General features: G+C 73.1%; 17 protein-coding genes and 1 pseudogene. 10 read left to right on the forward strand and 8 right to left on the reverse strand.

The window, feature by feature from the left end; translation table 11 throughout:
• Window positions 1–3: 3 nt before the first annotated feature.
• Together AC5L30_RS02635 and AC5L30_RS02640 are read left to right on the forward strand one after the other, a co-directional pair.
• On the forward strand, window positions 4–1,110 hold the full coding sequence (locus tag AC5L30_RS02635) for a nucleotide disphospho-sugar-binding domain-containing protein (protein ID WP_494865048.1): 1,107 nt from the start codon (window positions 4–6) through the stop codon (window positions 1,108–1,110).
• Window positions 1,111–1,164: 54 nt separating this feature from the next.
• A complete protein-coding gene (locus AC5L30_RS02640; RefSeq protein ID WP_494865049.1) occupies window positions 1,165–1,731 on the forward strand; it encodes a dienelactone hydrolase family protein in 567 nt (188 codons plus the stop codon).
• A gap of 333 nt (window positions 1,732–2,064) precedes the next feature.
• On the opposite strand, the gene AC5L30_RS02645 is transcribed toward AC5L30_RS02640, so the two are convergent.
• On the reverse strand, window positions 2,065–2,757 hold the full coding sequence (locus AC5L30_RS02645; RefSeq protein ID WP_494865050.1) for a hemerythrin domain-containing protein: 693 nt from the start codon (window positions 2,755–2,757) through the stop codon (window positions 2,065–2,067).
• Between the two features lie 90 nt (window positions 2,758–2,847).
• Window positions 2,848–6,132, reverse strand: coding sequence for an ATP-binding protein (locus AC5L30_RS02650; protein ID WP_494865052.1), 3,285 nt, complete (start codon window positions 6,130–6,132; stop codon window positions 2,848–2,850).
• Between the two features lie 229 nt (window positions 6,133–6,361).
• On the opposite strand from AC5L30_RS02650, the gene AC5L30_RS02655 reads away from it, so the two are divergent.
• A complete protein-coding gene (locus AC5L30_RS02655) occupies window positions 6,362–6,907 on the forward strand; it encodes a YciI family protein (RefSeq protein ID WP_494865053.1) in 546 nt (181 codons plus the stop codon).
• A 17-nt stretch (window positions 6,908–6,924) separates the two neighbouring features.
• On the opposite strand, the gene AC5L30_RS02660 is transcribed toward AC5L30_RS02655, so the two are convergent.
• Window positions 6,925–9,177, reverse strand: a complete 2,253-nt coding sequence (locus AC5L30_RS02660; protein ID WP_494865054.1) for an AAA family ATPase — start codon at window positions 9,175–9,177, stop codon at window positions 6,925–6,927.
• Window positions 9,178–9,371: 194 nt separating this feature from the next.
• On the opposite strand from AC5L30_RS02660, the gene AC5L30_RS02665 reads away from it, so the two are divergent.
• The 5 genes from AC5L30_RS02665 to AC5L30_RS02685 all read left to right on the forward strand — a co-directional run bounded on the left by AC5L30_RS02665 (window position 9,372) and on the right by AC5L30_RS02685 (window position 17,749).
• A complete protein-coding gene (locus tag AC5L30_RS02665; protein ID WP_494865055.1) occupies window positions 9,372–12,269 on the forward strand; it encodes a helix-turn-helix transcriptional regulator in 2,898 nt (965 codons plus the stop codon).
• A 139-nt stretch (window positions 12,270–12,408) separates the two neighbouring features.
• Window positions 12,409–13,179, forward strand: a complete 771-nt coding sequence (locus AC5L30_RS02670; RefSeq protein ID WP_354942729.1) for a DUF5995 family protein — start codon at window positions 12,409–12,411, stop codon at window positions 13,177–13,179.
• A 374-nt stretch (window positions 13,180–13,553) separates the two neighbouring features.
• Window positions 13,554–13,955: a hypothetical protein gene (locus AC5L30_RS02675; protein ID WP_494865057.1), complete on the forward strand. Its 402-nt coding sequence runs from the start codon at window positions 13,554–13,556 to the stop codon at window positions 13,953–13,955.
• An 87-nt stretch (window positions 13,956–14,042) separates the two neighbouring features.
• The gene (locus AC5L30_RS02680) at window positions 14,043–16,139 is read left to right on the forward strand and encodes an APC family permease (RefSeq protein ID WP_494865059.1); all 2,097 of its coding nucleotides are present in this window, start codon (window positions 14,043–14,045) and stop codon (window positions 16,137–16,139) included.
• A gap of 248 nt (window positions 16,140–16,387) precedes the next feature.
• On the forward strand, window positions 16,388–17,749 hold the full coding sequence (locus tag AC5L30_RS02685; protein ID WP_494865060.1) for a right-handed parallel beta-helix repeat-containing protein: 1,362 nt from the start codon (window positions 16,388–16,390) through the stop codon (window positions 17,747–17,749).
• A 179-nt stretch (window positions 17,750–17,928) separates the two neighbouring features.
• Here the strand turns inward: AC5L30_RS02685 and AC5L30_RS02690 are convergent, their stop codons facing one another.
• The 3 genes and pseudogenes from AC5L30_RS02690 to AC5L30_RS02700 form a co-directional block, all read right to left on the reverse strand.
• Window positions 17,929–18,888, reverse strand: a complete 960-nt coding sequence (locus tag AC5L30_RS02690; RefSeq protein ID WP_494865062.1) for a TIGR03557 family F420-dependent LLM class oxidoreductase — start codon at window positions 18,886–18,888, stop codon at window positions 17,929–17,931.
• A gap of 172 nt (window positions 18,889–19,060) precedes the next feature.
• Window positions 19,061–19,276, reverse strand: a pseudogene (locus AC5L30_RS02695) (imine reductase family protein); the annotation flags it as partial.
• Window positions 19,277–19,390: 114 nt separating this feature from the next.
• A complete protein-coding gene (locus AC5L30_RS02700; RefSeq protein ID WP_007460667.1) occupies window positions 19,391–19,597 on the reverse strand; it encodes a hypothetical protein in 207 nt (68 codons plus the stop codon).
• A gap of 252 nt (window positions 19,598–19,849) precedes the next feature.
• On the opposite strand from AC5L30_RS02700, the gene AC5L30_RS02705 reads away from it, so the two are divergent.
• A complete protein-coding gene (locus AC5L30_RS02705; protein WP_494865065.1) occupies window positions 19,850–20,677 on the forward strand; it encodes a hypothetical protein in 828 nt (275 codons plus the stop codon).
• Window positions 20,674–21,432 carry a maleate cis-trans isomerase family protein gene (locus tag AC5L30_RS02710; RefSeq protein WP_494865066.1) on the forward strand — a complete coding sequence of 253 codons (759 nt, stop codon included), beginning with the start codon at window positions 20,674–20,676 and terminating at the stop codon, window positions 21,430–21,432. Before AC5L30_RS02705 ends, AC5L30_RS02710 begins: the two co-directional genes overlap by 4 nt.
• A gap of 28 nt (window positions 21,433–21,460) precedes the next feature.
• On the opposite strand, the gene AC5L30_RS02715 is transcribed toward AC5L30_RS02710, so the two are convergent.
• Both AC5L30_RS02715 and AC5L30_RS02720 read right to left on the reverse strand, forming a co-directional pair.
• On the reverse strand, window positions 21,461–22,669 hold the full coding sequence (locus tag AC5L30_RS02715; protein ID WP_494865067.1) for a low temperature requirement protein A: 1,209 nt from the start codon (window positions 22,667–22,669) through the stop codon (window positions 21,461–21,463).
• Window positions 22,670–22,816: 147 nt separating this feature from the next.
• Window positions 22,817–23,773: a 5'-3' exonuclease gene (locus tag AC5L30_RS02720; RefSeq protein ID WP_494865068.1), complete on the reverse strand. Its 957-nt coding sequence runs from the start codon at window positions 23,771–23,773 to the stop codon at window positions 22,817–22,819.
• Between the last annotated feature and the right edge of the window lie 23 nt (window positions 23,774–23,796).

The raw sequence follows: 23,796 nt of genomic DNA on the forward strand, positions 1-23,796 counted from the left end.
TTCATGCGCGTGCTGGTGGTCTCCGCCCCGCTCGTCGGGCACGTCTTCCCGCTGGTGCCCCTCGCTGTCGCGTTGCGCGACGCCGGCCACGACGTGCTGGTCGCCACTGGCGGCGGTGCTCTGGCCGCCGCCGACGCCGGCCTGCCGGTGCACGACGTCGCGCCGGGCTTCGACTTCGGCCGGATCGCGCTGCGGGTCTTCCCCCGCCATCCGCTGATCGCGCGGGCAGAGCTGGCCGGCACCGCCGGCACCCGGGGCGCCGGCCTGCTGTTCGGCACGCTCAACGACCAGCTCACCGACCCGGTGGTCGCGCTGGCCACCCGATGGCGGCCGGATCTGGTGCTGTACGAGCCGTTCGCGGTCGCCGGCGCGGTGGCCGCCGCGCGGCTCGACGTGCCGGCCGTACGCCAGGAGAACGCCCTCTTCGACGGCCGGGACCTGGTCCGCGCCACCGTCGCCCGACTCGGCGCCGCACTGCGCCGCCATGGCCTCACCGAGCTGCCCGCGCCGGCCGCCGCCCTCGCCGTGGCCCCGCCCAGCGTTGCCACGCAGAGCGGTTGGCCGATGCGCTACACGTCCTACGTCGGCGGCGGGGAGCTGCCGGCCTGGCTGCGCGAACCGGGTGAACGCCCCCGGATCCTGGTCACCCGCAGCACCCTGACCGGCCCCGGCGACCGGGGGCCGATGCCCGCCGTGGTGGCCGCCGCCGCCGAGGTGGACGCCGAGATCGTGCTGGTCCGCCCCGACGAGCGGTCGGCCCGCTCGTTGCCCGGCAACGTGCGGGTGGTCGACTGGATCCCGCTCGACGAGGCGTTGCCGGCGAGCGCGGCGCTGGTGCACCACGGCGGGGCGGGCAGCGCCTTCGGTGCCCTCGCCGCCGGCCTGCCCCAGCTGGCCACCACGGGTCCGGGGGACCGGCGACACAACGCCGAGCTGGTGGCCCGCCGGGGCGCCGGTCTGGCGCTGCGACCCCGGGACATCACCGCGCGGGCGCTGACCCAGTTGCTCACCGACGAGCGTCTACGCACCGCTGCTGGGCAGGTCAGCCGCGAGATCGCCGGGATGCCGCCACCGACGGACCTGGTCGCGCGGCTGGCGGCACTGGTCTGACGCCCACCCGCGTGGCCACCCGGGACAACCGGCCGACTGCGGCAGGATGACCGGATGCGTAACGTCGTGCTGTTCCACTCCGTGTACGGGCTGCGGCCCACCGTGCGCGCCGCCGCCGACCGGCTGCGCGCCGCCGGGCACCAGGTCAGCACCCCCGATCTGTACGGCGTCCCGGCCACCGACACCGTCGAGGAGGGCTTCGCGCTGCTCGACAAGATCGGCCAGGAGGTGGTGCTGGACCGGGCCCGGGCCGCGCTGCGTGACCTGCCACCGGAGACGGTGCTCGCCGGCTTCTCGATGGGCGCCGGGGTGGCCGGGGCGCTGCTGGCCGAGCGCCCCGACGCCGCCGGTCTGCTCCTGCTGCACGGCACCGGCGGCGCCCCGGACACGGTCCGACCCGGGTTGCCGGTGCAGCTGCACCTCGCCGACCCCGACCCGTACGACGCGCCGGACGAGGTCGACGAGTGGCAGCAGGCCATGACCGACGCCGGTGCCGACCTGACGGTCTTCCGCTATCCCGGCGTGGGCCACCTGTTCACCGATCCGGACGTGGCCGAGTACTCCCCGGACGCCGCCGCGGCGGCCTGGCCGCGCGTGCTGGCCTTCCTGGCCGCCGGCTGAGCGCCCGGCCAGCGGCGGCCAGTGGGGCCGACGCCGCGGCGTCGACGTCGGCGAGCGGCGCAGCCGAAGGTTGACGAACGGCAGGTGTCGACCCTAGGGCTGACTCGACCCTGAGTTACCTGGTGGCCTCCGTCGTGCGCTCGGCTGACCCGCCATGTCGATCTGCCGAGGAGCGGTATACCTCAGAGGTATGAATATGCCCCTGAGGTATACCGCTTGATGCCGCAGCCGCCACGACAAGCTGACCGACGGCCGCGTCGAGTCGTCGACCTGGCAGCCGGGCGGGCTTGGTCGCCGACGTCGCGCCCGGGTCGGGGGACTCGCGGCCCTCGCTCAGCGCACGCTGGCGCCGATGCGCGGGGGCGTGGCGGTGCCGTGCACCCGCTTGGCGTGGCTGGCGAAGAGCCGGGGTGCGATGATCGGCATGAGTAGCCGCGCCGGCAGCGGGGCGTGCGCCAGCACCGCCTTGACCACCTCCGGGTCGCCCTCGTACATGGCCAGGCCGAAGGCCAGCGGCAGCTGCTTCTTCGGGGACTTGCTCATGCCGTGCTCGCCGAGCTGCATCCACTCGCGGGCGGTGACGTGCCGTTGCGCCAGCGGCAGGATCTCGCTCTCCTCCAGGGCCATGTGCGCGATCAGCGCGGCGCGTAGCTGCTCCAGGGCGTCGGCGAGCGGCTCACCGCCGCGAGCGGTGCGCCGCCACTCGGGGAGGAGGGCGACCACCGCCGCGTGGGCGTCCTCGATGGCGTGGTGCTGCGCCTCCATGGTGGGGACGATGGCAGCGGCCTCCGCGCCGCCGCGCTCCAGCAGCCGGGGCCACAGCAGCAGGTCCTCGCCCTCGTGGTGCACGTGCAGGATGTGGCAGAGCATCTCGGCGTGGGCGCCGACGACCTCCGCGCGCGTGGCGTCGCCCGGGGTGACGTCGCGGACGAGCTGCGGCAGCAGGCTGAACTCGCGACGGAGCGCGGAGTGCGCCATGTACATGTCGCGCACGTCGGCCATGGCTTCGCGGTGGTTCTGGTTCACGGTGACCTTTCCGAGGGATCAACTGGCACAGATCTGTTGATCATGCTCGGTGCCACTTGGAGCCGGCTTGGAATCCACCAACCGTGGCCGTCAGCGGGCCAGGGCGGCGGTCGCCTCGGCCAGCCAGTGCGGCGACTCCCATCGGCGGGCCACCCGGGCGGCGAGGGTGAAGTGCCGGGTCGCCTCCTCGGTGCGGCCCACCAGCCGGAACAGCTCCCCGAGCGTCAGCGCGACCGGTCGCACCACGGCCGCGGTGGTGGAGAAACCGGCCAGTTGGTCGCGTACCGGCAGCAGCGCGTCGATCACGGGTTGGGCCAGGTCCTGTCGCCCCAGCGCCGCGACCACCATCCCGCGCACGCTGAGCAAGGCCGACTCGAAGTAGTCCGGGCGGTAGGTGTGCCGCCCGATCGGCATGGCCCGCGCTTCGTCCACCCGTCCGCTTTCGATCAGCGCCAGCGCCAGCAGGTCGTCCACGATCGGACCCAACGACCCGCGCACCCTCCGGGTCGCCTCCAGGTGCTCCCCGAACCGTCCCTGACTGATCAGCAGGGTGCCGGTGGAGAAGTAGTGGAAGGCATCGGCGTGCAACGAACCCTGCCGCCGCATCTGCACGGCGACCTGGTCGTAGTGCCGCCGCGCGGCGGCGAAGTCGCCGGCGACGTGCGCCAGGGCGCCCAGCGAGCACAGGTTGATCGTCTGCGCCTCGTTCAGCTGGTACGTCTCCGCCAACCACCCCTGCCGGGCGACGCTGAGGCGCAGTTCGTCCGGCTCGTTGAGCGCGGCAGCGGAGTGGCCCAGCACCTGCTCGGCGACCGAGCGGTACGTCACCAGCCCGTGCTCGTCGGCGAGGTCACGCAGCTCAAGGGCGAACTCCCGGCGGTCCGGCGCCTCCCGCTCATAGCTCATCGTGCGCATCCGCGCGGCCAGCCCGAGGGCGCGCAGCTCGGGGTCGTCCAGCCGCCGCGAGAGGGCGAGCGCCTCCCGTCCGGCGGCCACGCCTCGCGGATCGGACTCGCCGTCCAACTCCGTGGCCAGCGCCTCGAGCAGCCGGCAGCGGGCGACCGGGTCCAGGTCGTCGGCGCGCAGCAGCCGGGTGAGTAGCTCGACGACGCGGTGGTCCACCGCGCCGTACTCGTGGGTCAGCCACGGGGTGGGGACGGTCCACGCGGTGAACGCCGCGACCAGCAGTTCGTCCCGGCCGGACGCCGCGGCGACGTCGATCGCCCGAGCGCGGGTCTGCCGGGCGGCGGCCACCGCACCGGCCCGCGCCTGGGCGCGCAGCAGCCGCCCGAGCAAATCGACCCGGAGCGCGTCGCGATCCCCGGCGACCGTGGCGGCGGCCTCGACAGCGTTGCCGAGCAGTTCGATCGCGGCGTCGTACGCGTACCGCCGCTCGGCCAGTTCGGCGGCTCGGATGGCGTAGTCGACGGCGAGCGGCGCGGTGTCGGCCGACGCGGCGCGGGCGTACTGGTGAGCCAGGGCCGGGTAGTCGTCGGGCCGCAGCCGGCGGGTGGCGGCGGCGATCCGCGCGTGCAGGCGGATGCGGCGCAGCTGCGGCAGGTCGGTGTAGATGGTGTCGCAGACCAGGCCGTGTACGAACCGCACCCGCCCGGGCGCCGGTTCGGTGAGCAGCCCGGCGGTCAGCCCGGCTTCCAGCGCCCGCAGGACGGTGCCCTCGTCGGTGCCGGCGGCGTCGACGAGCGTTCGCACATCGGCCTCCCGCCCGACGGCCGCGGTGAGGCGCAGCACCGAGACGGCCGTCGACGGCAGGCGGGAGAGCCGTCGGCGCAGCACGTCGCGTACGCCCTCGGGCACCTCGGAGGTGGCGACGAGCGTGCCCTCCGCGGCGAGCAGCCGCGCCGACTCCCGGACGTAGAACGGGTTGCCGCCGGTCCGCTCGGCCAACGCGGCGACCGTGTCCGGGTCGACGGTGGTCCGGGTCAGCGCGCCGAGCAGCCGTTCGACCTCGAACGTGGTCAGACCGCCCAACGGGATCCGACGGGGTGACCGGCGGGCCAGGACGGCCATCGTGTCGGCGAGCCGCTCGGCGCTGTCGGCGGGCCGCAGCGCCGCGACGAACAGGACGGTGCCGGTGGTCATCTCGGTGACGCTCTGCAACAAGAGCAGCGTCTCGGCGTCGGCGGCGTGCAGGTCGTCGAGGACGACGGCGACCGGTCTGCCGGCCGCGGCGGCGTCCAACCAGGCGCCGACGGCGCGGTGCAACCGGAACCGGCCGGCGGTGACGTCGCCACCGGGCTCGCCGTCGCCCCCGCCGAGCAGCGGGGCGAGCGCCGGTGCGAGGTCGCCCGGGGGTGCCTGCTCGGCGAGCTGCCGCAGCGCCTCGACCCAGGCCCAGGCCGGTGGGGCACCCTCGACCTCGGGGCAGCGGCCGACGGTGACCAGCCAGGCGTGGGCGGTGAGCCCGTCCCGGAACCGGGTGAGCAGGCTCGTCTTGCCGGCCCCGGCCTCCCCGCTGAGCAGCGCGACGCGCGGCCCGCCCGCCACCGTGTCGGCGGCCGCCTGCCGGAGCGCCTCCAGCTCGGCCTCCCGACCGACGAAGACGTCCTCGGGCACCTGTCGCTCGACGCGTACCGTCGTCGCCGGCACGGGTGGCAGCAGGTCGAGCCGCTGGCCCAGGATCGCGGACTCCACCTCGACCAACGCCGGCCCCGGGTCCAGACCGAGCTGCTCCGCCAGGGTCGCCCGGGCCCGGCGCAGCGCGGCGAGCGCGTCGCCCTGCCGACCGGTACGCCACAACGCCAGCGCGAGCAGCCGCCAGCTCTCCTCCCGCAGCGGCGCCTGCCGGGTCAACAGTTCTGCCTCCGGCACCGCCTCGGCCGCGTCGCCGCAGCGCACAGTCACGTCCAGTAGCAGCTCCCGGGCGCCGAGCCGTAGCTCCTCCAGCCGCAGCACCTCCGGCTGCGCCCACGGCTCACCGGCGAACTCGGCGTACGCCCGACCGCGCCACAGCTCGAGCCCGCCGCTCAGCAGCTGACGTGCCCGGCCCGGGTCGGCGGGGCCGACCACACGCGCCTCGGCGAGCAGTGCCTCGAACCGGCCGGCGTCGACGGCGTCGGCGGGCAGCCGCAGCGCGTAGCCCGGCGGCGCGGTGACCAGGACCCGGGCCGGCGCCCGGCGCTCGCGGGCCGGCTCCAGGATGCGACGCAGGTGCGAGACGTACGCCTGGAGGGAGGCGATAGCCCGTGGCGGCGGGTCACCCCGCCACAGATCCTCGATCATCTGACCGACGGAGACGACCTCGCCGCGGGCCGCGAGCAGCAGCGCGAGCACGGCGCGTTGACGGGGGCCGCCGAGGTCGACCGGCCCGCCTGTGTCGACCTCGACCTCAAGCGGCCCGAGCACCCGTAGCAGCATGACAACACCAATCCTAGTCGCGCTGGTGAGCAGCTCACCCGTTCCCACGGGACACGGGGCAGCCAGCTCACCGCGGGGTGCGTTCGGCGGCCCACCACCGCGCGGGGCCGCCTCCCGTTCGCCTTCCGGTCGTTCGGCACGGCGCTGCTGGCCCCGGGCGTCCGTGCCGAAGCGGCCAGGGCGACACCCCGGCCCGGCTGGGTGAGCGGCACTGCGGCGAGAATGCGGCGTGGAGTTTCTCTGTTACCACAGTGACCGGCCCGGCTCGGCGGCGTTGCGCGACGAGCTGTTGCCTGAGCACTGGTCCTATATGGACCGGTACGCGGCGGGAATGATCGCCCGTGGCCCGACCTTCGTCGGCGACACGCCCACCGGCAGCGTGCACATCGTCGACGTGCCCGACCCGGCCGCCGCGCGGGCATTCGCCTTCGAGGAGCCGAACTACCAGGCCGGCGTGTACCGGGACGTGGTGCTGCGCCGGTGGCACAACACGCTGGGCCGCACCATGTGGGACTTCCCGGGCGGCCGGACCGGCGGCCGCCGTTATCTGGTGCTCGGCCTCGGTCTCGGGCCGGCCGCCGATCTGGCCGTGCCGCCCGACCCGGACGAGCTGATCGCGTACGGGCCCCTGCTGGCCGACGACGGTGTCACCTGGCTCGGCACCGCCGCGCTGCTCCGGGCGCCGAACCCGGACGCGGCGCGCGCGATCCTGACGGCGGACCGGTACGCCGACATCGAGGTGCACAACTGGCAGTTCGGCGGGCGACCGTCCTGAGCTGTCCTTTCCCGCAGTCAGGCGGTGGCGGGCAGGTCGTCCAGTCGGCGGATCAACGACGGGCGGGGTATCGCCCGTACCGCGCCCGGCGGAGTGCCGGCGTCGGCGAGTGTCCAGTGACCAGCTGAACTCGCCGGCGTGCGGCGAATCGGCGCGGCGGGCCGTCCGATGTCCCGGGGCGGGACACCGCCCGCACTGCGCGGAGACCGGGTCGCCGCTGGGCCCGGCGTCGGGGGTACGTCGCCCGCCGAGGCGACGGCTCGGAGCCGGCGTGGGCCCGCCGTACGGTTCGCGCCGGGGTTCGACACGGCTGGCCGGGCGGCCATCGCCGGAGTGGGGCTACCGCGCCTCAGCGCTGTCGGGCTGGTGACACCCTCCGGCCCCGCCGGGGTCAGCGCCGCGAAGACGGCGTCGAGGCGGCCGGTCCGAGCGCCAACGGTGTCGAGGCGCACGATCTCGGCGCTCCTCGCCGCCGAGCCGTTGACCGCAGCAGCGCGCTGCTCCGGCGGGTTGGCGTCCCGGTGCACGGTGTCGAGGCGCGGCACGTCGGCGGCTCGGCTGGCGAAGACGGCCCGCAGGGCGCGGGGCAACCGCTCGGCGGCGACCTGGCGCAGCGCGGGCGCGGCGAACGCGTACCCGTCGACGCGGTGGGGGAGTAGCAGCCCGGCGGCGACCAGCCCGCGCAGTGCGGGTGCGGACCGGCCGGGCGTCCAGCCGAGTGCCCGGTCCACGGCCGCGCCGGAGATCAGGCCACCGAGGGTGCCGGCGGCCATCAGCACCGCCCGCCGCTCACCGTCGAGGTGGTCCAGCTCCGCGCCGACGGCCCGGCGTACCGCCTCGGGCAGCGGGAGCGCCGCCGGATCGGCACCGTCCACCAGCGACGTGACGTACGCCGCCGCGTGCCCCGGGCGGCCTCCCACCAGCGGCAGCAGCCGATCGACCAGGGCCACCGGCTGCCCGGCCCGGGTGAGAAGGTGGCGCAGCAGCCGCCCGGACTGCACCGTGGCCAGCGGTCGGATCGTCACCCGGCGGGCCGGACCGGGTCGGGTGTCGGCCCACTGCGGCTGATGCACGGTGAGCAGGGCCAGCGGCAGCCCACGCTCCGTCGCCGCGCTGAACAGCGCGTGCAGGAACCGGCTCACCGTCGGCGCGGCGCGGTCCAGGTCGTCGACGGCCACGATCAGCGGCTGGTGGGCGGCCAGGCGCAGCAGGACCTCCCGGCAGACCGCCGCGCCGGCGAGGGCGACGGCCGAGCCGTCCGGGGTGGTCAGCATCCGTTGGAGCGCCGGGACCGCGGTGGCCACCCTGGTCGGCGGGAACAGCGGCGTCAGGGCGGCGACGAGCCGGTTGTGGACCGCCGTCGGGCCGTCGCTGTGCCGGATCCCGGCGAGGCCGCGGAGCAGGTGCGCGACCGGCGCCAACACCTGATCGGGGTACGGCTGGCAGGTCGCCACGCACCAGCGCACCGCCAACCCGTCCACCGTGGTCAGCCCACGGGTCAGTTCGTGCAGCAGCCGGCTGCGGCCACTGCCGGTGGGGCCGACCAGGGAGATCCAGCGCGGCGTCCGGTCCCGAATGGCCCAGCCCAACTGGTCGCGGATGGTGGCCAGCTCGCGGCGTCGACCGATCAACGGGCCGTCGTGCCGGTCGACGCCGGGGCGTACCGGGCCGACGGCGTGCCAGACCGGCACCGGCGGCACCCGACCGGCGACCGGCACCGGCGTCAGCTGACGCTGGGTGATCAGACCAGCGGTGGCGCGAGCGGTGGCCGCACAGAGCGCGACGGCGCCGGGTGGGGCGTACTCCTGCAGGCGGGCGGCGGTGGTGATCACCGCGCCGCTGGCCACGCCGTGCCCGCCGCTGACGGCGTCGCCCAGGTCGACCACGACCTCGCCGGTGGCGACCCCGACCCGGACGCGCAGCCTGATGTCGCCGACCATGGGTCGCCGGTCGAGCGCGGCCTGGATCTCGAGCCCGGCGCGCACCGCCCGGTACGCGTCGAAGCCGTCGGAGTGCCGAGCGCCGAAGAGCGCCATCACGGCGTCGCCGATGTACTTCTCCACCACCCCCTGCCAGCGGTGCAGCACACCGGCGACGGTGTCGAAGTAGGCCCGCTGCAACGCTCGGACGTCCTCCGGGTCGAGCTGGTCCACCAAGGCGGTGGAGCCGACGATGTCGGCGAAGAGGACGGTGACGATGCGCCTCTCCTGGGGTACCGGCCAGAGCGGGGTGACGGTCCGTTGCGTGTCGACGATGATGCTGGTGGTCATGGGTTTCGCACCGGCCTTTCTCCCCGCTGTTGCCTGATCACCTCCGGAGATTGGCATTCCTGGGCCGACGGGGGATCTGCCGAACGACGTATGTCGGCCACCTGCAACCTTTAGTCGCAAAGTCGACGCGAGGAGTACCACAAGCGGCAGCCGGCCGTAGAACGGTGTGGGGCTCTGTGATTAGGCTGCGTTGCATGGCCAGCGATGTGGACACCGCACCGCTCGTGGGCCGGGCCGAGCTGGTGCAGACGGTTCGGTCCGCGTTGCTCGGTGACGCCGCGCACGGGCAGACCGCGGCGGTCTTCCTGACCGGCGAGAGTGGTGTGGGAAAGACCCGGTTGTTGGGCGAGATCGGCGACCGCCTGCGCGAGCGGGGTGCCGTGGTGCTCACCGGCAGCTGCCTGGACATCGGTGACGCCTCCCCGCTGCACCCGCTGTTGCAGGCGCTGCGTCGGTTCGACACCGAGGTGTCCACCTCGCACGCCCGCACCTCCTCGGCGGTGCGAGGGCTGTTGCAGATGTTCGCCGACGAGACCGCCGGCCCGGACGGCGCGGGCGCGTTGCTGGAGCGGGTCTCCCGCGGCCTGCACCTGATCGCCGAGGGTCGCCCGCTGGTGCTGATCCTGGACGACCTGCAGTGGGTCGACCGCAGCACCCGGCAGCTCCTGCTCTACCTGCTCGCCGGCCTGGGTGACCTTCAGCTGTCGGTGCTGGCGGCGGTACGCGCCGAGTCGTTGCAGGGCGCGCACCCGCTGCGCCGGGTGCTCACCGAGCTGCGTCGGCTCCGTACGGTGCGGGTGCTCGACCTGGCGCCGTTGGGCCGGGCCGACACCGAGACGCTCGCCGCCGCGGTGATCGGCCGGACGCTGACCGCCGACGCGGCCGAGCAGGTGTGGCAGCGCAGCGGTGGCAACCCGTTCGTCATCGAGGAGCTGGCCCGGGATCTGCGTGACGGCCGCGACGGCCTGTCCGAGACGCTGCGGGAGATCTTCCTCGATCGGGTCGACGCGTTGCCCCAGCACGCGCACGCAGTGGTGCACGCGGTGGCCGCCGGTGTCGAGCCGGTGCAGCACTGGCTGCTGGCCGAGGTGCTGCGGATGCCGGAGGACGAGCTGATCGCCGCGGCCCGGGCCGCGGTGGCGCACCGGCTGCTGGTCGGCGCCGACGAGGGCTACCGGCTGCGGCACCGCCTGGTCGCCGAGGTGCTGGCGCACGAGCTGCTGCCGGCCGAGCGCTCCGGGCTGCACCGCCGCTACGCCGAGGCGCTGACCACGGCGCCGGGTGAGCTGCACCAGGCCCGGCTGGCGCACCACTGGCGGTTGGCCGGCGAGCCGGCGCGTGCCCTGCCGGCGGCGGTGGCCGCCGCCCAGGAGGCCGAGCGGCTGCACGGTTACGCCGAGGCGCATCGACACTGGTCGGCGGCGTTGCAGTTGGCCGCCGAGCCGGGCCCGTTGACGGTGGACCGGGTCGAGTTGCTCGAGAACGCCGCCGAGGCGGCCCACCACTGTGGGGAACACGCCCGCGCGTTGGCCCTGCTGGAGGAGTTGGTCGCGCTGCGGGGTGGCGAGCCGAGCTGCGCGTTGCACATCCGCCGCGCCCGCTACCTGGCCGCCGCCGGTCGTTCCGCGCTGGCCGAGGAGGAATACCAGCGGGCGCTGAAGGCGGAGGACTGCTCCCCTCGGGACCGGGCGAGCGCCGCCGCCCGCCTGGCCGAGCTGCTGCTGCACCTGGGTCGGTACGCCGACGCCGGCGAGCGGGCCCGCGAGGCGCTGGCGTTGGCCGAGAACGTGGAGGGCTCGGCCACCGAGGTGGTGCTGGCCAGCTCGGCGCTGGGCTTCAGCGACGCCTGTCTGGAAGACCCGGACGCCGGTCTGGCGGTCATGCGCGACGCCCTCGACACGGCCGAGCGTGCCGGTCAGCCCGAGGACGTGGCCTGCGCGTACCTGCACCTGGCGGAACTGTTGACCGGGCCACTGAACATCCTCGAGGAGGGCGTGGTGGTGGCCCGGCGGGGCGCCGAACGGGCGGCCGAGCTGGGGCTGGGCCGCACCTGGGGCACCCGGCTGCTGGCCATCGCCATCAACGGGCTGTTCCGGGTGGGCCAGTGGGCCGAGGCGGAGAAGGTGGTGGCCGCGGCCCTGCGGCACCGACCGTCCGGTGCGGACGCGGTGGAGCTGCTGCTGGCCCGGTGCCGGCTCTCGGTCGGCTACGGCGACATCGAGGCCGCCGGTCGGGACCTCGACGCGGTGGCGACCCTGCTCGCCGGCGGCGGGGCGCGACACGTCATCCCGCTGCTCACCCTGCGTTCCGGGTTGGCCATGTGGGAGGGCCGGCATGACGTGGCGCGGCAGGCGGTGCAGCGCGGTCTCACCGAGAGCCGCTCCGACGACGTGATGATCCTCTCCGCGTTGGTCTGGCACGGCCTGCGCGCCGAGGCGGAGGCACACGCCAGCCGCACCATGGAGGTGGACCCGACGGCGGTGCGCCGGCTGCGGGACGTGGCCGAGCGGGTGGCCCGCAAGAGCGCCGGGGCCGCCCGGCCGGTGCGCTCGGTGGTGGAGGGCTTCCTGGCGCTGTGCGCCGCCGAGGTGAGCCGCCTCGACGGCAGCGACCCGGAGCTGTGGGCCGTGTCGGCCGCCGAGTGGGATCGACGTCATCACCCCTATCCGGCGGCCTACTCGCGGCTGCGGCAGGCCGAGGCGCTGCTGGCTCGTCGCAGCCGGGTGGCCACCGCCGGCAAGCTCCTGCGGGAGGCGTACCGGATCGCGCAGGGGTTGGGCGCTGTGCCGTTGACCTCGGAGATCCGCGAGCTGGCCGGGCGGGCCCGGGTGTCGCTGGACGAGCACGACCCCACCACCGGTACGCGCAGCGTCACGGCCGAGGCGTCCGACGACGAGTTGACGGCGCTCACCGCCCGGGAGCGGGAAGTGCTCGCCCTGGTCGCGGAGGGGTTGACCAACAAGGAGATCGGGCAGCGGCTGTTCATCAGCGAGCGGACCATCGGGGTGCACGTGTCGCACATCTTCGACAAGCTCCAGGTCCGTACCCGGGTGCAGGCCAGCGCGATCCAGTTGCGTAACCAACGGGGCTGACCCACCACTTCGTACGTATCCCGGCGCGTGTGCGCGCCGGGATACGTCGTTCTACTGATCCGGCAGGCCGGTGTCGGCTGAGAGGCTGGGCCGCGTCGACGACGGCACGGGGGATGCCGCCGACCACCATGGAGGAGAAATGATCGAACCGGTCTGGGGGCCCGTGCACCGGGACATCGTCGACCTGCTCGCCGACCATCCCGCGGACGTGCCGGCCGTGGTCGATCACCTGACCAAGCTCCAGGACATGCTGGTCCGGCTGCCCCCGTTGGAAGCCAGTTGCCCACTGGCCGACTTCAACAAGCTCTACCTGACCATCACCAGCAGCGTCCTCGACGGGCTGTACGACGACCGCTTCGTCGATCCGGTCTTCCTCTCCCGGCTCGACGTCGAGTTCGCCGCCCGGTATTTCGACGCGATGCGGCTGTGGACCGACTCCAGCCCCGGCACCCCGAAGGCGTGGTCGTGCCTGTTCGAGCGGATGCAGGGGCCGGACGCGCGCCCCCTGCCCTCGGCGGCGGCCGGGGTGAACGCGCACATCAACTTCGACCTGCCGTTCGCCCTGGTGACCACGTTCGACCACCTGGAGTCGGAGCCGGTCGACGGCAGCGACCAGCACCACGACTACCTCGAAATCAACAACATCTTCGCGGACAAGATCCCCGGCCTGCGCCGTGGCTATCTGGAGCGGTGGCAGCTGCTCATCGACATGCTCAACGGCGACATCGACGACTGGTACCAGGGGGAACTGGTCGAGTACACGCGCGATGTCGCCTGGCGTAACGCGCAGAAGATCTGGCGGTGCCGGCACGACCCGGACGCCCGCGAGTGTGAGCGCACACGGTTGGACGACAACGCCGCGGCGCTCGGCCGGCTGCTGCTCTCGCCCCTCGGGGCGTTCCTGCAGTAGCCGGGACGGGGGGCCCCCGCGCTCCGCCCCGTGGGGGGCGGCGGAGCGCGGGGGCGCGTCCCACCAGTTCCACCCCGCGTGGCCGCCCGAGGTCGGGTCGGCCAGGTTGGGGGACAGCCGGTCGGCCCGGGGGGTGTCGACCGTCCGCCACCGTCGGCCGGCCCGGGGGGTGCCGGCCGGCGGTGGGGGAGCGCCGGGTGAGGTCACGTCGACGGCGTGCGGATCCGCAGGTGTCGGCGGGCTCGGATCGGGTACGCCCGCGCCATGACCGTCCTGGCCCGGCGTCGGCCCGCCGCCCGCCCCCGGCCCGCGCGGCCCGGCCCTCTACGGCCGGGTGGCCCGGTGTCGCGACCCACCGCTCGGCCCGGCGCCCGATGACCGGCGTCGCGACGCGGTTCCCGTTCCGCTTCGATCCGGTGTTCCGCCCGATGCTGGCGCTGCTGGGGGTCCGCCCGACGACGGCCTGGGTCGCCGTCACCGACCGCGACCTGATGATCCGGTACGGGCCGTGGCGGCTGCGGACCGACCGGGACAACGTCATCGCCGTCGAGCTGAGTGGGCCGTACCGCTGGTGGCGGGCGATCGGCCCGCACCTGTCGCTGGCCGACGGCGGTGCCACCTTCGGCAGCAGTGCGGCCGGCGGGATCTGTCTGCGCTTCCGCGCCCCGGTGCCGGCGCTGGTGCCCGGCGGGCGGCTCCGGCACCCGGCGGCCACGGTGACCGTCGCCGACCCACCCGCGCTGACCCGGCTGCTCGCCGTCCCGGATCTGTCCTGAGCAGGCCGAACAGCTGCCCGGTTCCGCCGACCGGGCGCCGGGGCACCGCCTACCGTCGGATCAGGACCTGTGAGGGTGGGACGGGCGATGGGTGACGAGCACCGGGCGAAACCGCGACGTTGGAGCGGACGCCGCCACACGCCGACCGGGCCGGACCCGGCACTGCGGGCGGCCCGCGATCCGGCCCGTCCGCACCGGGGCGGCCGGCAGGGGGTCGTGGTGCCCGAACGAGTGGCCACCCCGGCCCAGTCGGCGCCGCCGACCAGCCCGCTGCGCCGGTGGCTCTTCCAGCACCAGGTGCAGCCGCCCGGCCCCGAGGCGACCGAGGGGCAGAGCCGTCGGCACGCCTGGTGGCAGGTGATGTGCCTGACCGGCGTGGACTACTTCTCCACGCTGTCGTATCTGCCGGGCATCGCGGCGGTGGCGGCCGGTGCGCTCTCCCCGCTGGCGACCCTGTTGATCGTCGCGCTCACCCTGCTCGGCATGCTGCCGATGTACCGGCGGGTGGCCCACGAGAGCCCGCATGGTCAGGGTTCGGTGGCGATGCTGGAGCGGTTGTTGCCGTTCTGGCGGGGCAAGATCTTCGTCCTCGTGCTGCTCGGCTTCGTGGCCACCTCCTGGATCATCACGATCACCCTCTCCTCGGCCGACGCCACAGTGCATTTGTTGGAGAACCCGTACCTGCCGGACACCCTGCACGGATCCGTGGTGTCGGTCGTGGTGACCGTGGTGCTGCTGCTCATCCTCGGCGGGGTGTTCCTGCTCGGGTTCCGCGAGGCGGTGGTTGTGGCCATCCCGCTGGTCGCGGTCTTCCTGGTGCTCAACGCGGTGATCGTCGTGGTCGCGGTGGCGCGGATCGCCGAGGACCCGGGCATCGTGTCGAACTGGACGGCCGCGGTGACCTCGACCGGCGGCGGACCGGGCCACGTGCTGCTCACCGCCGTGTTGGCGTTTCCGCTGCTGGTGCTGGGGCTGTCCGGTTTCGAGACCGGCGTCAGCATGATGCCCCTGGTCGCGGCCGACGGCGCGGACAAGCAGGCCCGGCTCGCCACCCGGATCCGCAACACGCGTCGGCTGCTCACCACCGCCGCGTTGATCATGTCGGTGTACCTGATCTCGACGACCTTCGTGACCACGGTGCTCATCCCGGAGGAGGAGTTCCGGCCGGGCGGCGCGGCGAACGGGCGGGCGCTGGCGTTCCTGGCGCACACCTACCTGGGTGAGGTGTTCGGCAGCGTCTACGACGTGAGCAGCGTGCTCATCCTCTGGTTCGCTGGTGCCTCGGCGATGGCCGGGTTGATCAACATCGTGCCGCGCTACCTGCCGTCGTACGGCATGGCGCCGGAGTGGGCCAGGGCGGTACGCCCCGTGGTGATCGTCTACACGGTCGTCAGCGTCGCCATCACGATCGCCTTCCGCGCCGACGTCAACGCCCAGGCCGGGGCGTACGCCACCGGGATCCTGGCGATGATGGTCTCCGGGGCGGTGGCGGTGACGATCTCCGCGGCGCGTCGCCACCGGCGCGCCTCCGCGATCGGTTTCACCGTGCTGACCCTGGTGCTGCTGTACGCGCTGCTGGAGAACGTCATCGAACAGCCGGACGGGATCACGATCTCCGCCCTGTTCATCCTCGGCATCATCGTGGTCTCGTTGGTCTCCCGGGTCACCCGGACCACCGAGTTGCGCGCCGAGCGGATCGAGTTCGATGAGGCGGCCCGTCGGTTCATCACCGAGTCGCTGGCGCACGACGGGCAGCTGCACCTGATCGCGAACAAGCGGCAGAAGGGGTCAGTGAAGGAGTACACGCTCAAGGAGCGGGCTCAGCGTGGGATGAATCCGGTGCCCGGGGCCGCGGACGTGCTGTTCCTGGAGATCGATGTGGTCGATCCGTCGGAGTTCAGTCAGGTGCTGCGCGTGCACGGGATCGAGGTGGGCGGCTTCCGGGTGCTGCGAGCCAACAGCCCGGCCGCGCCCAACGCTATCGCCGCGATCCTGCTGGCCCTGCGCGACGCCACCGGGGTCCGGCCGCACGCGCACTTCGAGTGGTCGGAGGGGAGCCCGATCGCGCACCTGGCGCGCTACCTCATCCTGGGTCGTGGGGACACCCCGCCGGTGGTGCGGGAGATCATCCGCCGGACCGAACGGGATCCGCTGCGTCGGCCCGGCATCCACGTCGGCGGGTGAGCCCGGCGCCCCATGGGGGCGGCCCCTGGCACTGGAGCGGCCCGAGCCGGTGTTTCGTCGGCATTCGATCCTGCTGTCCCGTCGGCGGTGGATGGGGTGCCCCAGCAGAATGGCAAAGTTATTCACGTTCGCCTGCCTTGTCACATTTGACCGCCGTATCGTCATTTTCGGTGGCGCTAGGGACGTTAGCCACCCCGCGCCTGTTTCGGTGCGGCCGGTTCAGATGCACGAGGGGCAGGGGAGTTTCTATGTTCACGTACCGAGCGAGTCGACGCCCAGCGCGGCCCAGGCGGCGGTCCCGGTGGTTCTTAACCAGTGGTCTGGTGGCTGGCGGCATGGTGGTGGCGACGACGGGTCTGACCGGCGTGGCGGCCGCGGCATCCGACCGGGTGACGGTGCCCTGCGACTCCGACCGACTCATCGCGGCTCTCGTCCGGGCCAACGCCGAGGGTGGCGGCGAGCTTCGCCTCGCGCGCAAGTGCACCTACACCCTCACCGAGGCATTTCAGCAACCCGACGATTACGACGGCGGCATCCGGGACGCCCGCGAGGCTGCCGACACCGCCGAGAACCCCGGGGACGCCGAGACGCCCCCGCGCGATCCGAAGGACGACAAGGCGGGCCTGCCCGTCATCTACCACGCCATCACCATCCGCGGGGAGGGCGCCACCATCAGGCGCGCCCCGAACGCCGACGAGTTCCGGTTCTTCACCGTCCGCGACGGTGGTGAGCTGGACCTGAGTGACGTCGTCCTCAAGAACGGGCGGTCGGCAGCCGAGGGGGGCAGCATCCACGTGGTCCACGGCGCCGCCGCCGCCGTGCGGCGCACGACGATCATCGGAAGCACCTCCCGCTCCGCCGAGGGTGGCGGTGGCGGAATCTTCAACGACGGCAACATGGTGATCAGCGACAGCACCTTCGTCGGCAACCGGGCCATCGGCAAGGAGGGCAAGGGCGGGGGCCTGCTCAACGGCGGCGTGCTCACCCTGGACAGGTCGAAGTTCTTCGAGAACAGCGCCGCCAGCTACGGCGGTGGGCTCGGCAACTACCGGGGGGCGGCCGAGGTCCACCGGAGCACGTTCGCCGACAACAAGGCGGCGCAGGGCGGGGGCTTCGCCAGCTTCTCGGCCCGCAGCAAGGTCTCGGACGTCCGGGTGATCGGCAACACCGCCGAGGTCGGCGGGGGCATCGCCAACTCGGACGCGGTGCTCTACCTGCGGGGCATGACGATCCGCGACAACACCGCCACGGTCAAGGGCGGCGGCATCTCCACCTTCCAGGGTCTGCTTCCGCTCGACGAGAGCACCATCGCGCACAACACGTCCGAAGGCGACGGTGGTGGGATCTACTCCGAGAAGTCCAACCTGCTGGTGCGCCGTAGCGACGTCAGCCGCAACGACGCCGACAAGAAGGCGGGCGGCATCTTCGTCACCATGGGCCAGATCTCGCTGTTCAAGAGCCGGGTGGCCGACAACGTCTCCGACGTGCGACCGGGCGGCCTCCTCGTGGACAAGGCCCAGGCCAAGGTCGATGACGAGACCGAGATCAGCGGTAACGAGCCCAGCAACTGCCTGGACAGCACGGCGCCGGTTCCCCACTGTTTCCGCTGACCCGTCAGTAGGGTGGCCCGTCAGGTGGCCGACCCCGTTCCAGGACGCACCCGACCCGCAGGAGCGATCAACCGATCGCCGGTGGGCCGGGTGCTCCGGCTGTGCCCCTGGGTGTAGCCCGGCGGCGAATGTTCCACGCCAGCCTGCCTGCCTGCTCGTCAGCGAGCGGATGGTGCGCCTCAGCCCATCGCGCGGAGGCGGCCGGAGAGGTCGTTGGCGAAGAAGTCGAGGAAGCCGTCCGGGTCGGGGCCGGCGTTCTGCAGGACGATGTGGTCGAAGCCGGCCTCGACGTACGGCCGGACCTTGGCGACGTGTGCCTCCGGTTCGGGGCCGACGGCGAAGAGTTGCCGAATGTGCTTCTCCTCGACGTGCGCGCTCGCCGCGTCGAAGTTGACCGGGTTCGGCAACTCACTCATCACCTTCCAGCCGGTGACCATCCACCGGCTCGTCTGCAATACCGCCTGCACCGCTTGTTTCTCGTCGGTGGCCCAGGCCAGCGGGACTTCGGCGTAGCGCGGGCCCGAACCCTTCGCGCGTCGGTAGTGCTCGACGATCGACGCGTCCGGTTCGGTGGCGAACAGCCCGTCGCCCAGCTCGGCGGCGAGCCGGGCCGACGCCTCACCGCTGGCGGCCACCGCGATCACGGGCAGGGTGTCCGGCAGATCGAAGATGCGGGCGTCCTCCAGGTGCAGGTGTCGGCCCTCGTACGACTGGTAGCCGCCCTGCCAGAGCAGCCGGATGATCTCCAGCGCCTCGCGTAGTCGTTCGTGTCGGCCCCGCACGCTGGGGAAGCCCTGCCCGACCACGTGCTCGTTGAGCCGCTCGCCGGCGCCCACCCCGAGGGTGAACCGGCCGTCGGAGATCAGGGCCATGGTCGCCGCGGCCTGCGCGATGATCGCCGGGTGGTAGCGGACGGTCGGACAGGTGACCCCGGTGGCCAGGCGCAGGGTGCTGGTCTTGGCCGCGATGGCGCCGAGCACGCTCCAGGTGAAGGACGAGTGGCCCTGCGCTTCCAGCCAGGGGTGGAAGTGGTCGCTCATCTCGACGAAGTCGAAGCCAGCCCGCTCGGCCAGGATGGCCTGTCGGATGATCTCCTGCGGCCCGTACCCCTCCGAGGCCAACTTGTAGCCGATCTGCATGCCGCACTCCCGATCCCGTTCGCTGGCTGAAGTTGCGCGGTTCCCGGCCCCGGCGCGGACAAACGCCGTCGACCTGCAAACCAGCCTCCTAGGATGCCTTAGGCGGTGTGCGGTGCACGGCGTCGGACGCCGAGAACCGCTACCGCCAAGGACCAGCGTCAACCGGGCCCCGTCACCGCACCAGCAGATCGATGACGCCCGTCAGGTCCTCCTCGCCGCCGGCCTCCGCCAGACGGCGGCGCATCAGGTCGAAGTAGGGGCTGAGCAGTTCGGGGCTGACGCCCTGCTGCTCGGCGGTGCGCAGGAAGGTCGGGGTGCCGGCCACCTGCATGGCGAGATTGGAGACGACACCTGTGGTGTAGTCGCCGCTGCGCGGTTGGTCGGCAGTCTGGTGGACCGCTTCCCGGGATCACCGACGACATCTCCGGCGGCTGAGCAGCCCTCCTCAAACACAGCGGCCCGCGCCCCTCGATCCGGGGGCACGGGCCGCTGTGTGTCTGTCCTACTTGGAGGGCTCGGGCAGCTTGCAGTCGACCTTCGGGTTGGCGCCGATGTAGTTCAACGGCCCGGCCACGATGGTGACCAGGATGGTGCCGGCCTCGGCGCAGTTGGTGTCGTCGCCGCTGTAATAACCGCGCTGGCCACCGGCGATCGCGCCGATCACCAACCAGATCACGACGATGACTCCGAGAATCGAGGTGCCGCGCATCGCTGCCTCCTGAGGTATGTGGTGGATCTGAGGTGCAGCCGTTGTACCCAATCGGGTCGCGCGGCTAACGGTTGCGTGCTAGGGCCCCCGCCGGATCCTCCATCCGGCCGATGGCGCCCGCCGTTGTGTACCGCCCGGGCATCCGCCGCCCGCACCGGGTAGTGCCTGTCGGCTATCGGATCGGCGACCGACCTCGCCGTCATCCGGGTGAGTGGACGTAGAACTGCCTCACGGCCCCGCCGAGGAGGACTGATGGACGCCCCGACACCGCCCCTGTACATCGACCGCCCCGAGGACGTCGCGGTCGCGGCCCGCGCGCTGGCTGGCGGCGCGATCGTCGCGGCGGCGTTCGCCAACTTCTACGTCATCGTGACGCGTCCCGACGCGGCCACCGTGCGCCGGGTCAACCTGGCCAAGGGCCGACCGGTCCACCAGGTCGGCAGCGTCACCACCGCGATCGGCCGGATCCCCGGGATGTTCGACTGGACACGGATCTCGCCGCGCCTGCCGGTCGGTCGGGTGCGAGCGCTGATGGACGCGCTCTACGGGGCCGGGCCGTTCGGCTTCCGCGGGCCCGCGGCGGATCGGCTCCCCGAGCACCTCACCCAGGTCGACGAGGGGATGCGGACCACCCAGGTGATAGCGCCGGGCCTGACCTGCCCGTCCAACGCCTTCTTCGAGCGGGCGCTCGCCGAGACCGGATCGGACCACCTCTACATCACCTCGGCGAACCGGTCTCGGCATCTGACCGGCGCGGCGGAGGAACCGGCGCACTGGAAGGCGGGTGCCCTCGCCGCCGACTTCGCCCACCTCGACGATCTGGTGGTGCTGGTCCACCGGGACGAGGCCGCCGCCAGAGCCGCGTACCCGGGTTACCTCACCACCTCGGTCACCCTGCTCTCGTTCCACGCGCCGGAGGGTGACCTCGAAGAACCGCCGGTGCTCACCGTTGACCGGCACGGATCGCTGCACCTGGACGACGTCCGCCGCGCCGCCGCGCCGCTCGGCCTACAGGTGCGCCTGGCCGGCAGCGCCCGGGAGCGGTTGCAGGTCCGGGGGTACGCCGGGGCGCTGGTGTGAGCGGCTACCGCGTCGGCCTGGTAGTGCCCAGTTCCAACACCACCATGGAGACCGAGGTCCCGGCGATGCTGCGCCGACGCGAGACCGTCGACCCGACGGTCCGCTTCAGCACCCACGCCAGCCGGGTACGGCTGAGTCAGGTGACCCCCGACGAGTTGGCCCGGATGAACCGCTCCGCCCTGCGGTGTGCCGCCGAGCTGGCCGACGCCCGCTGCGACGTGCTGGCGTACGCCTGCCTGGTGGCGGTGATGTGCGAGGGCGCCGGCGCGCATGAGCGGGCTGAGCGGCGATTGGGTCGCGCGGCCGGTCGCGCCGGGCACGACATGCCGGTGGTGACCAGTGCCGGCGCGCTGCTCGCCGGGCTGCGGGCGCTGGGTGCCCGCCGGGTCGCCCTGATCGCGCCGTACCTGCCGCCGTTGACCGCGACCGTCGTCGGCTACCTCGCCGCGTACGGCGTACAGGTGACCGAGGCGGTGAGCCTCGGCGAGCCGGACAATGTGGCGGTCGGGCGCATCCCCGCGACGCGGCTGGTCGAGCTGGCCGATCGGCTGGACGTGACCGACGTGGACGCGGTGATCCTCTCCGCCTGCGTGCAGCTGCCGTCGTTGGCAGCGGTGCCGCAGGTGGAGACCCGTCTCGGACGCCCGGTGCTCACCGCGGCGACCGCGACCGTGCACCAACTGCTCACCGGTCTGGGTGTCGAGCCGTACGTGCCCGACGCCGGCCGGCTGCTGGCCGGCTCGATTACGGGGTGAATGGCAGGGCCGGCGAGGGCTGGTTGGTTCAGTGCGGCGGTGACGGCGCCTCCGGCGGCTTGCCGTGGCTACGCCGGAAGTCTGCGTAGGCCACGCCGGCCAGCACCAGCAGCCCGCCGAGGGAGGCGAACACCGGTGGCAGGTACAGCAGGGCGGGGGCGATGGTCAACAGCGCCAGCACCCCGCCGGGTCGGGACCAGGACACCCGGCTGAACACCTCGTACTCGAACGCGGCCCGGCCGGCCAGGAACAGCGCCGGGCCGCCGAGGATCACCGCCAGCCAGGCCGGCGGCGTCCGCCCGGTCGGCTCGTGCAGCACCAGGTGGAAGCCGGCCGCCGTGGTGACCACGCCGGCGATCATCACCAGATGGGTGTACGGCGCGCTGAACAGGAACTTGCTGGGCGACTGGGCCGCCTGGATGGCGGTCGGCAGCAGCTCGCCGGACTTGTGCACGTAGATCCGCCAGAGCAGCAGCGTGGTCAGGAACGCCACCGCGAACGCCCCGATGTTCTCCGCCTCGTTGTGCTCCATGCTGAACATGGTGCCGATCGTCAGGATGGCGTCGCCGAGCGCGATGATGAAGAACTGCTGGTAGCGCTCGGAGAGGTGCTCCGCCGTGACGTTGCGCTGCTTCTCGGGCACCACCCCGAGCCCCGGCACCGGGTACGCGAGCCGGAAGCCGATGTAGTCGATGGCGAGCGCGATGGCCCAGCACACGATTCGGGCGTCCCCGCTGACGAATGCGCCGATGAGCCACGGGATCGCCGACACCGCGAACCAGAGGAAGATGCGGGCCGCCCGGCGCTGGGTCTGTGGTTCGCGGCGTACCGCCGGCATCAGGAACAGTCCACGCCCCAGGTGGATCGCCACGTAGGTGCCGGCGAAGACCAGCCCTCGATCGTTGAACGCCTCCGGGATCGCCGTGGTCATCAGCAGCGCGCCGAACATCACGGCGCTGATCAGCAGCTTGATCTCGGTGCGTTCCGGGTTGTACAGGTCGGTGACCAGCGTGGTGATCGTCCAGGTCCACCAGACGGCGGCCAGCATGATCAGTGCCTCGGCGGCGCGGTGCCAGTCGAGCTGGTCGACCATTCCCCGTGAGATGAGCGCCAGCGCGACCACGTACACCAGATCGAAGAAGAGTTCGAGGAGGGTGACCCGGCGCGGGGCCTCCGGGTCGCGCACCGGCGGACCGCTGGCTCGCGGCGATCCGGGCTCCGGCGCGGCGAGGTGCACGGGATACTCCTGCGGAACCGCTCGACTCGACAGACCTGTCCGATCCGCCTCCACGGACGGTAACCAGCGGACGAGCGCGGTATCGCGCGTTCGCCCGCTCGTCCCCCGACGGGGTTGATCGACTCGGGCTCCCGGAGGTCGGGGTGGTTACCCCGGTTGCCGGGATGTCGACGGGATGTCGTCCCCACGGGGGGCGGCGAGGGCGTCTACCAGGCGGCGGGCCGAGCCGGCGAGGTTCCATCGTTGGGCGAGCTCGAGCAGCCGGTCCGGGTCGGCAGGGGCGCTCGGCAGCGCGGTGGGCAGCTCCGGCAGGGGCACGTCCAGGGCGACCCGGACCACCGTCGGCGCGACGCCCAGGTAGTCGCGCGCCGCGGCCAGCTTGGCGCGCAGGCCCGGTGCGAAGGACGAGTCGGAGTCGTCGAGCGCGGCCAGGATGCCGGCGATGCTGCCGTAGCGCTCGATCAGCCGGGCGGCGGTCTTCTCGCCGACGCCCGCCACACCGGGCAACCCGTCACTCGGGTCGCCGCGCAGCGCGGCGAAGTCGGCGTACCGGTCGGCCGGCACGCCGTAGCGGGCCCGCACCGCCGCGTCGTCGCAGTCGTCGAGCTTGGCGACACCGCGCCCGACGTAGAGCAGCCGGACCGGTCGGGCGTCGTCGACGAGCTGGAACAGGTCCCGGTCTCCGGAGACGACCTCGATTGGGCCCGGCTGGGTCACCGAGAGGGTGCCGAGCACGTCGTCCGCCTCGTAACCGGTCGCGCCGACCGCGGTGATGCCCACCGCGGCCAGCACCTCCAGGATCATCGGCACCTGCGGGGAGAGGGTGTCCGGAACGACCTCGCCGCCCTGCGGGGCGACCCGGTGCGCCTTGTACGACGGCAGCAGGTCGACCCGCCACGCCGGGCGCCAGTCGTAGTCCAGCGCGCAGACCATCCGGTCGGCGCCCCGCCCTCGGATCAGGGTGGCGAGCATGTCGAGGAAGCCGCGCACCGCGTTGACCGGGGTGCCGTCCTCGGCGCGGGCGGCGGACTCCGGAATGCCGAAGTAGGCCCGGAAGTAGAGGCTGGGAGCGTCGATCAGCAGGATCGGGGATCGGTGTGCCACGCCGGACAGCCTGGCACAACCCT

Source organism: Micromonospora sp. BQ32, from assembly GCF_059358895.1.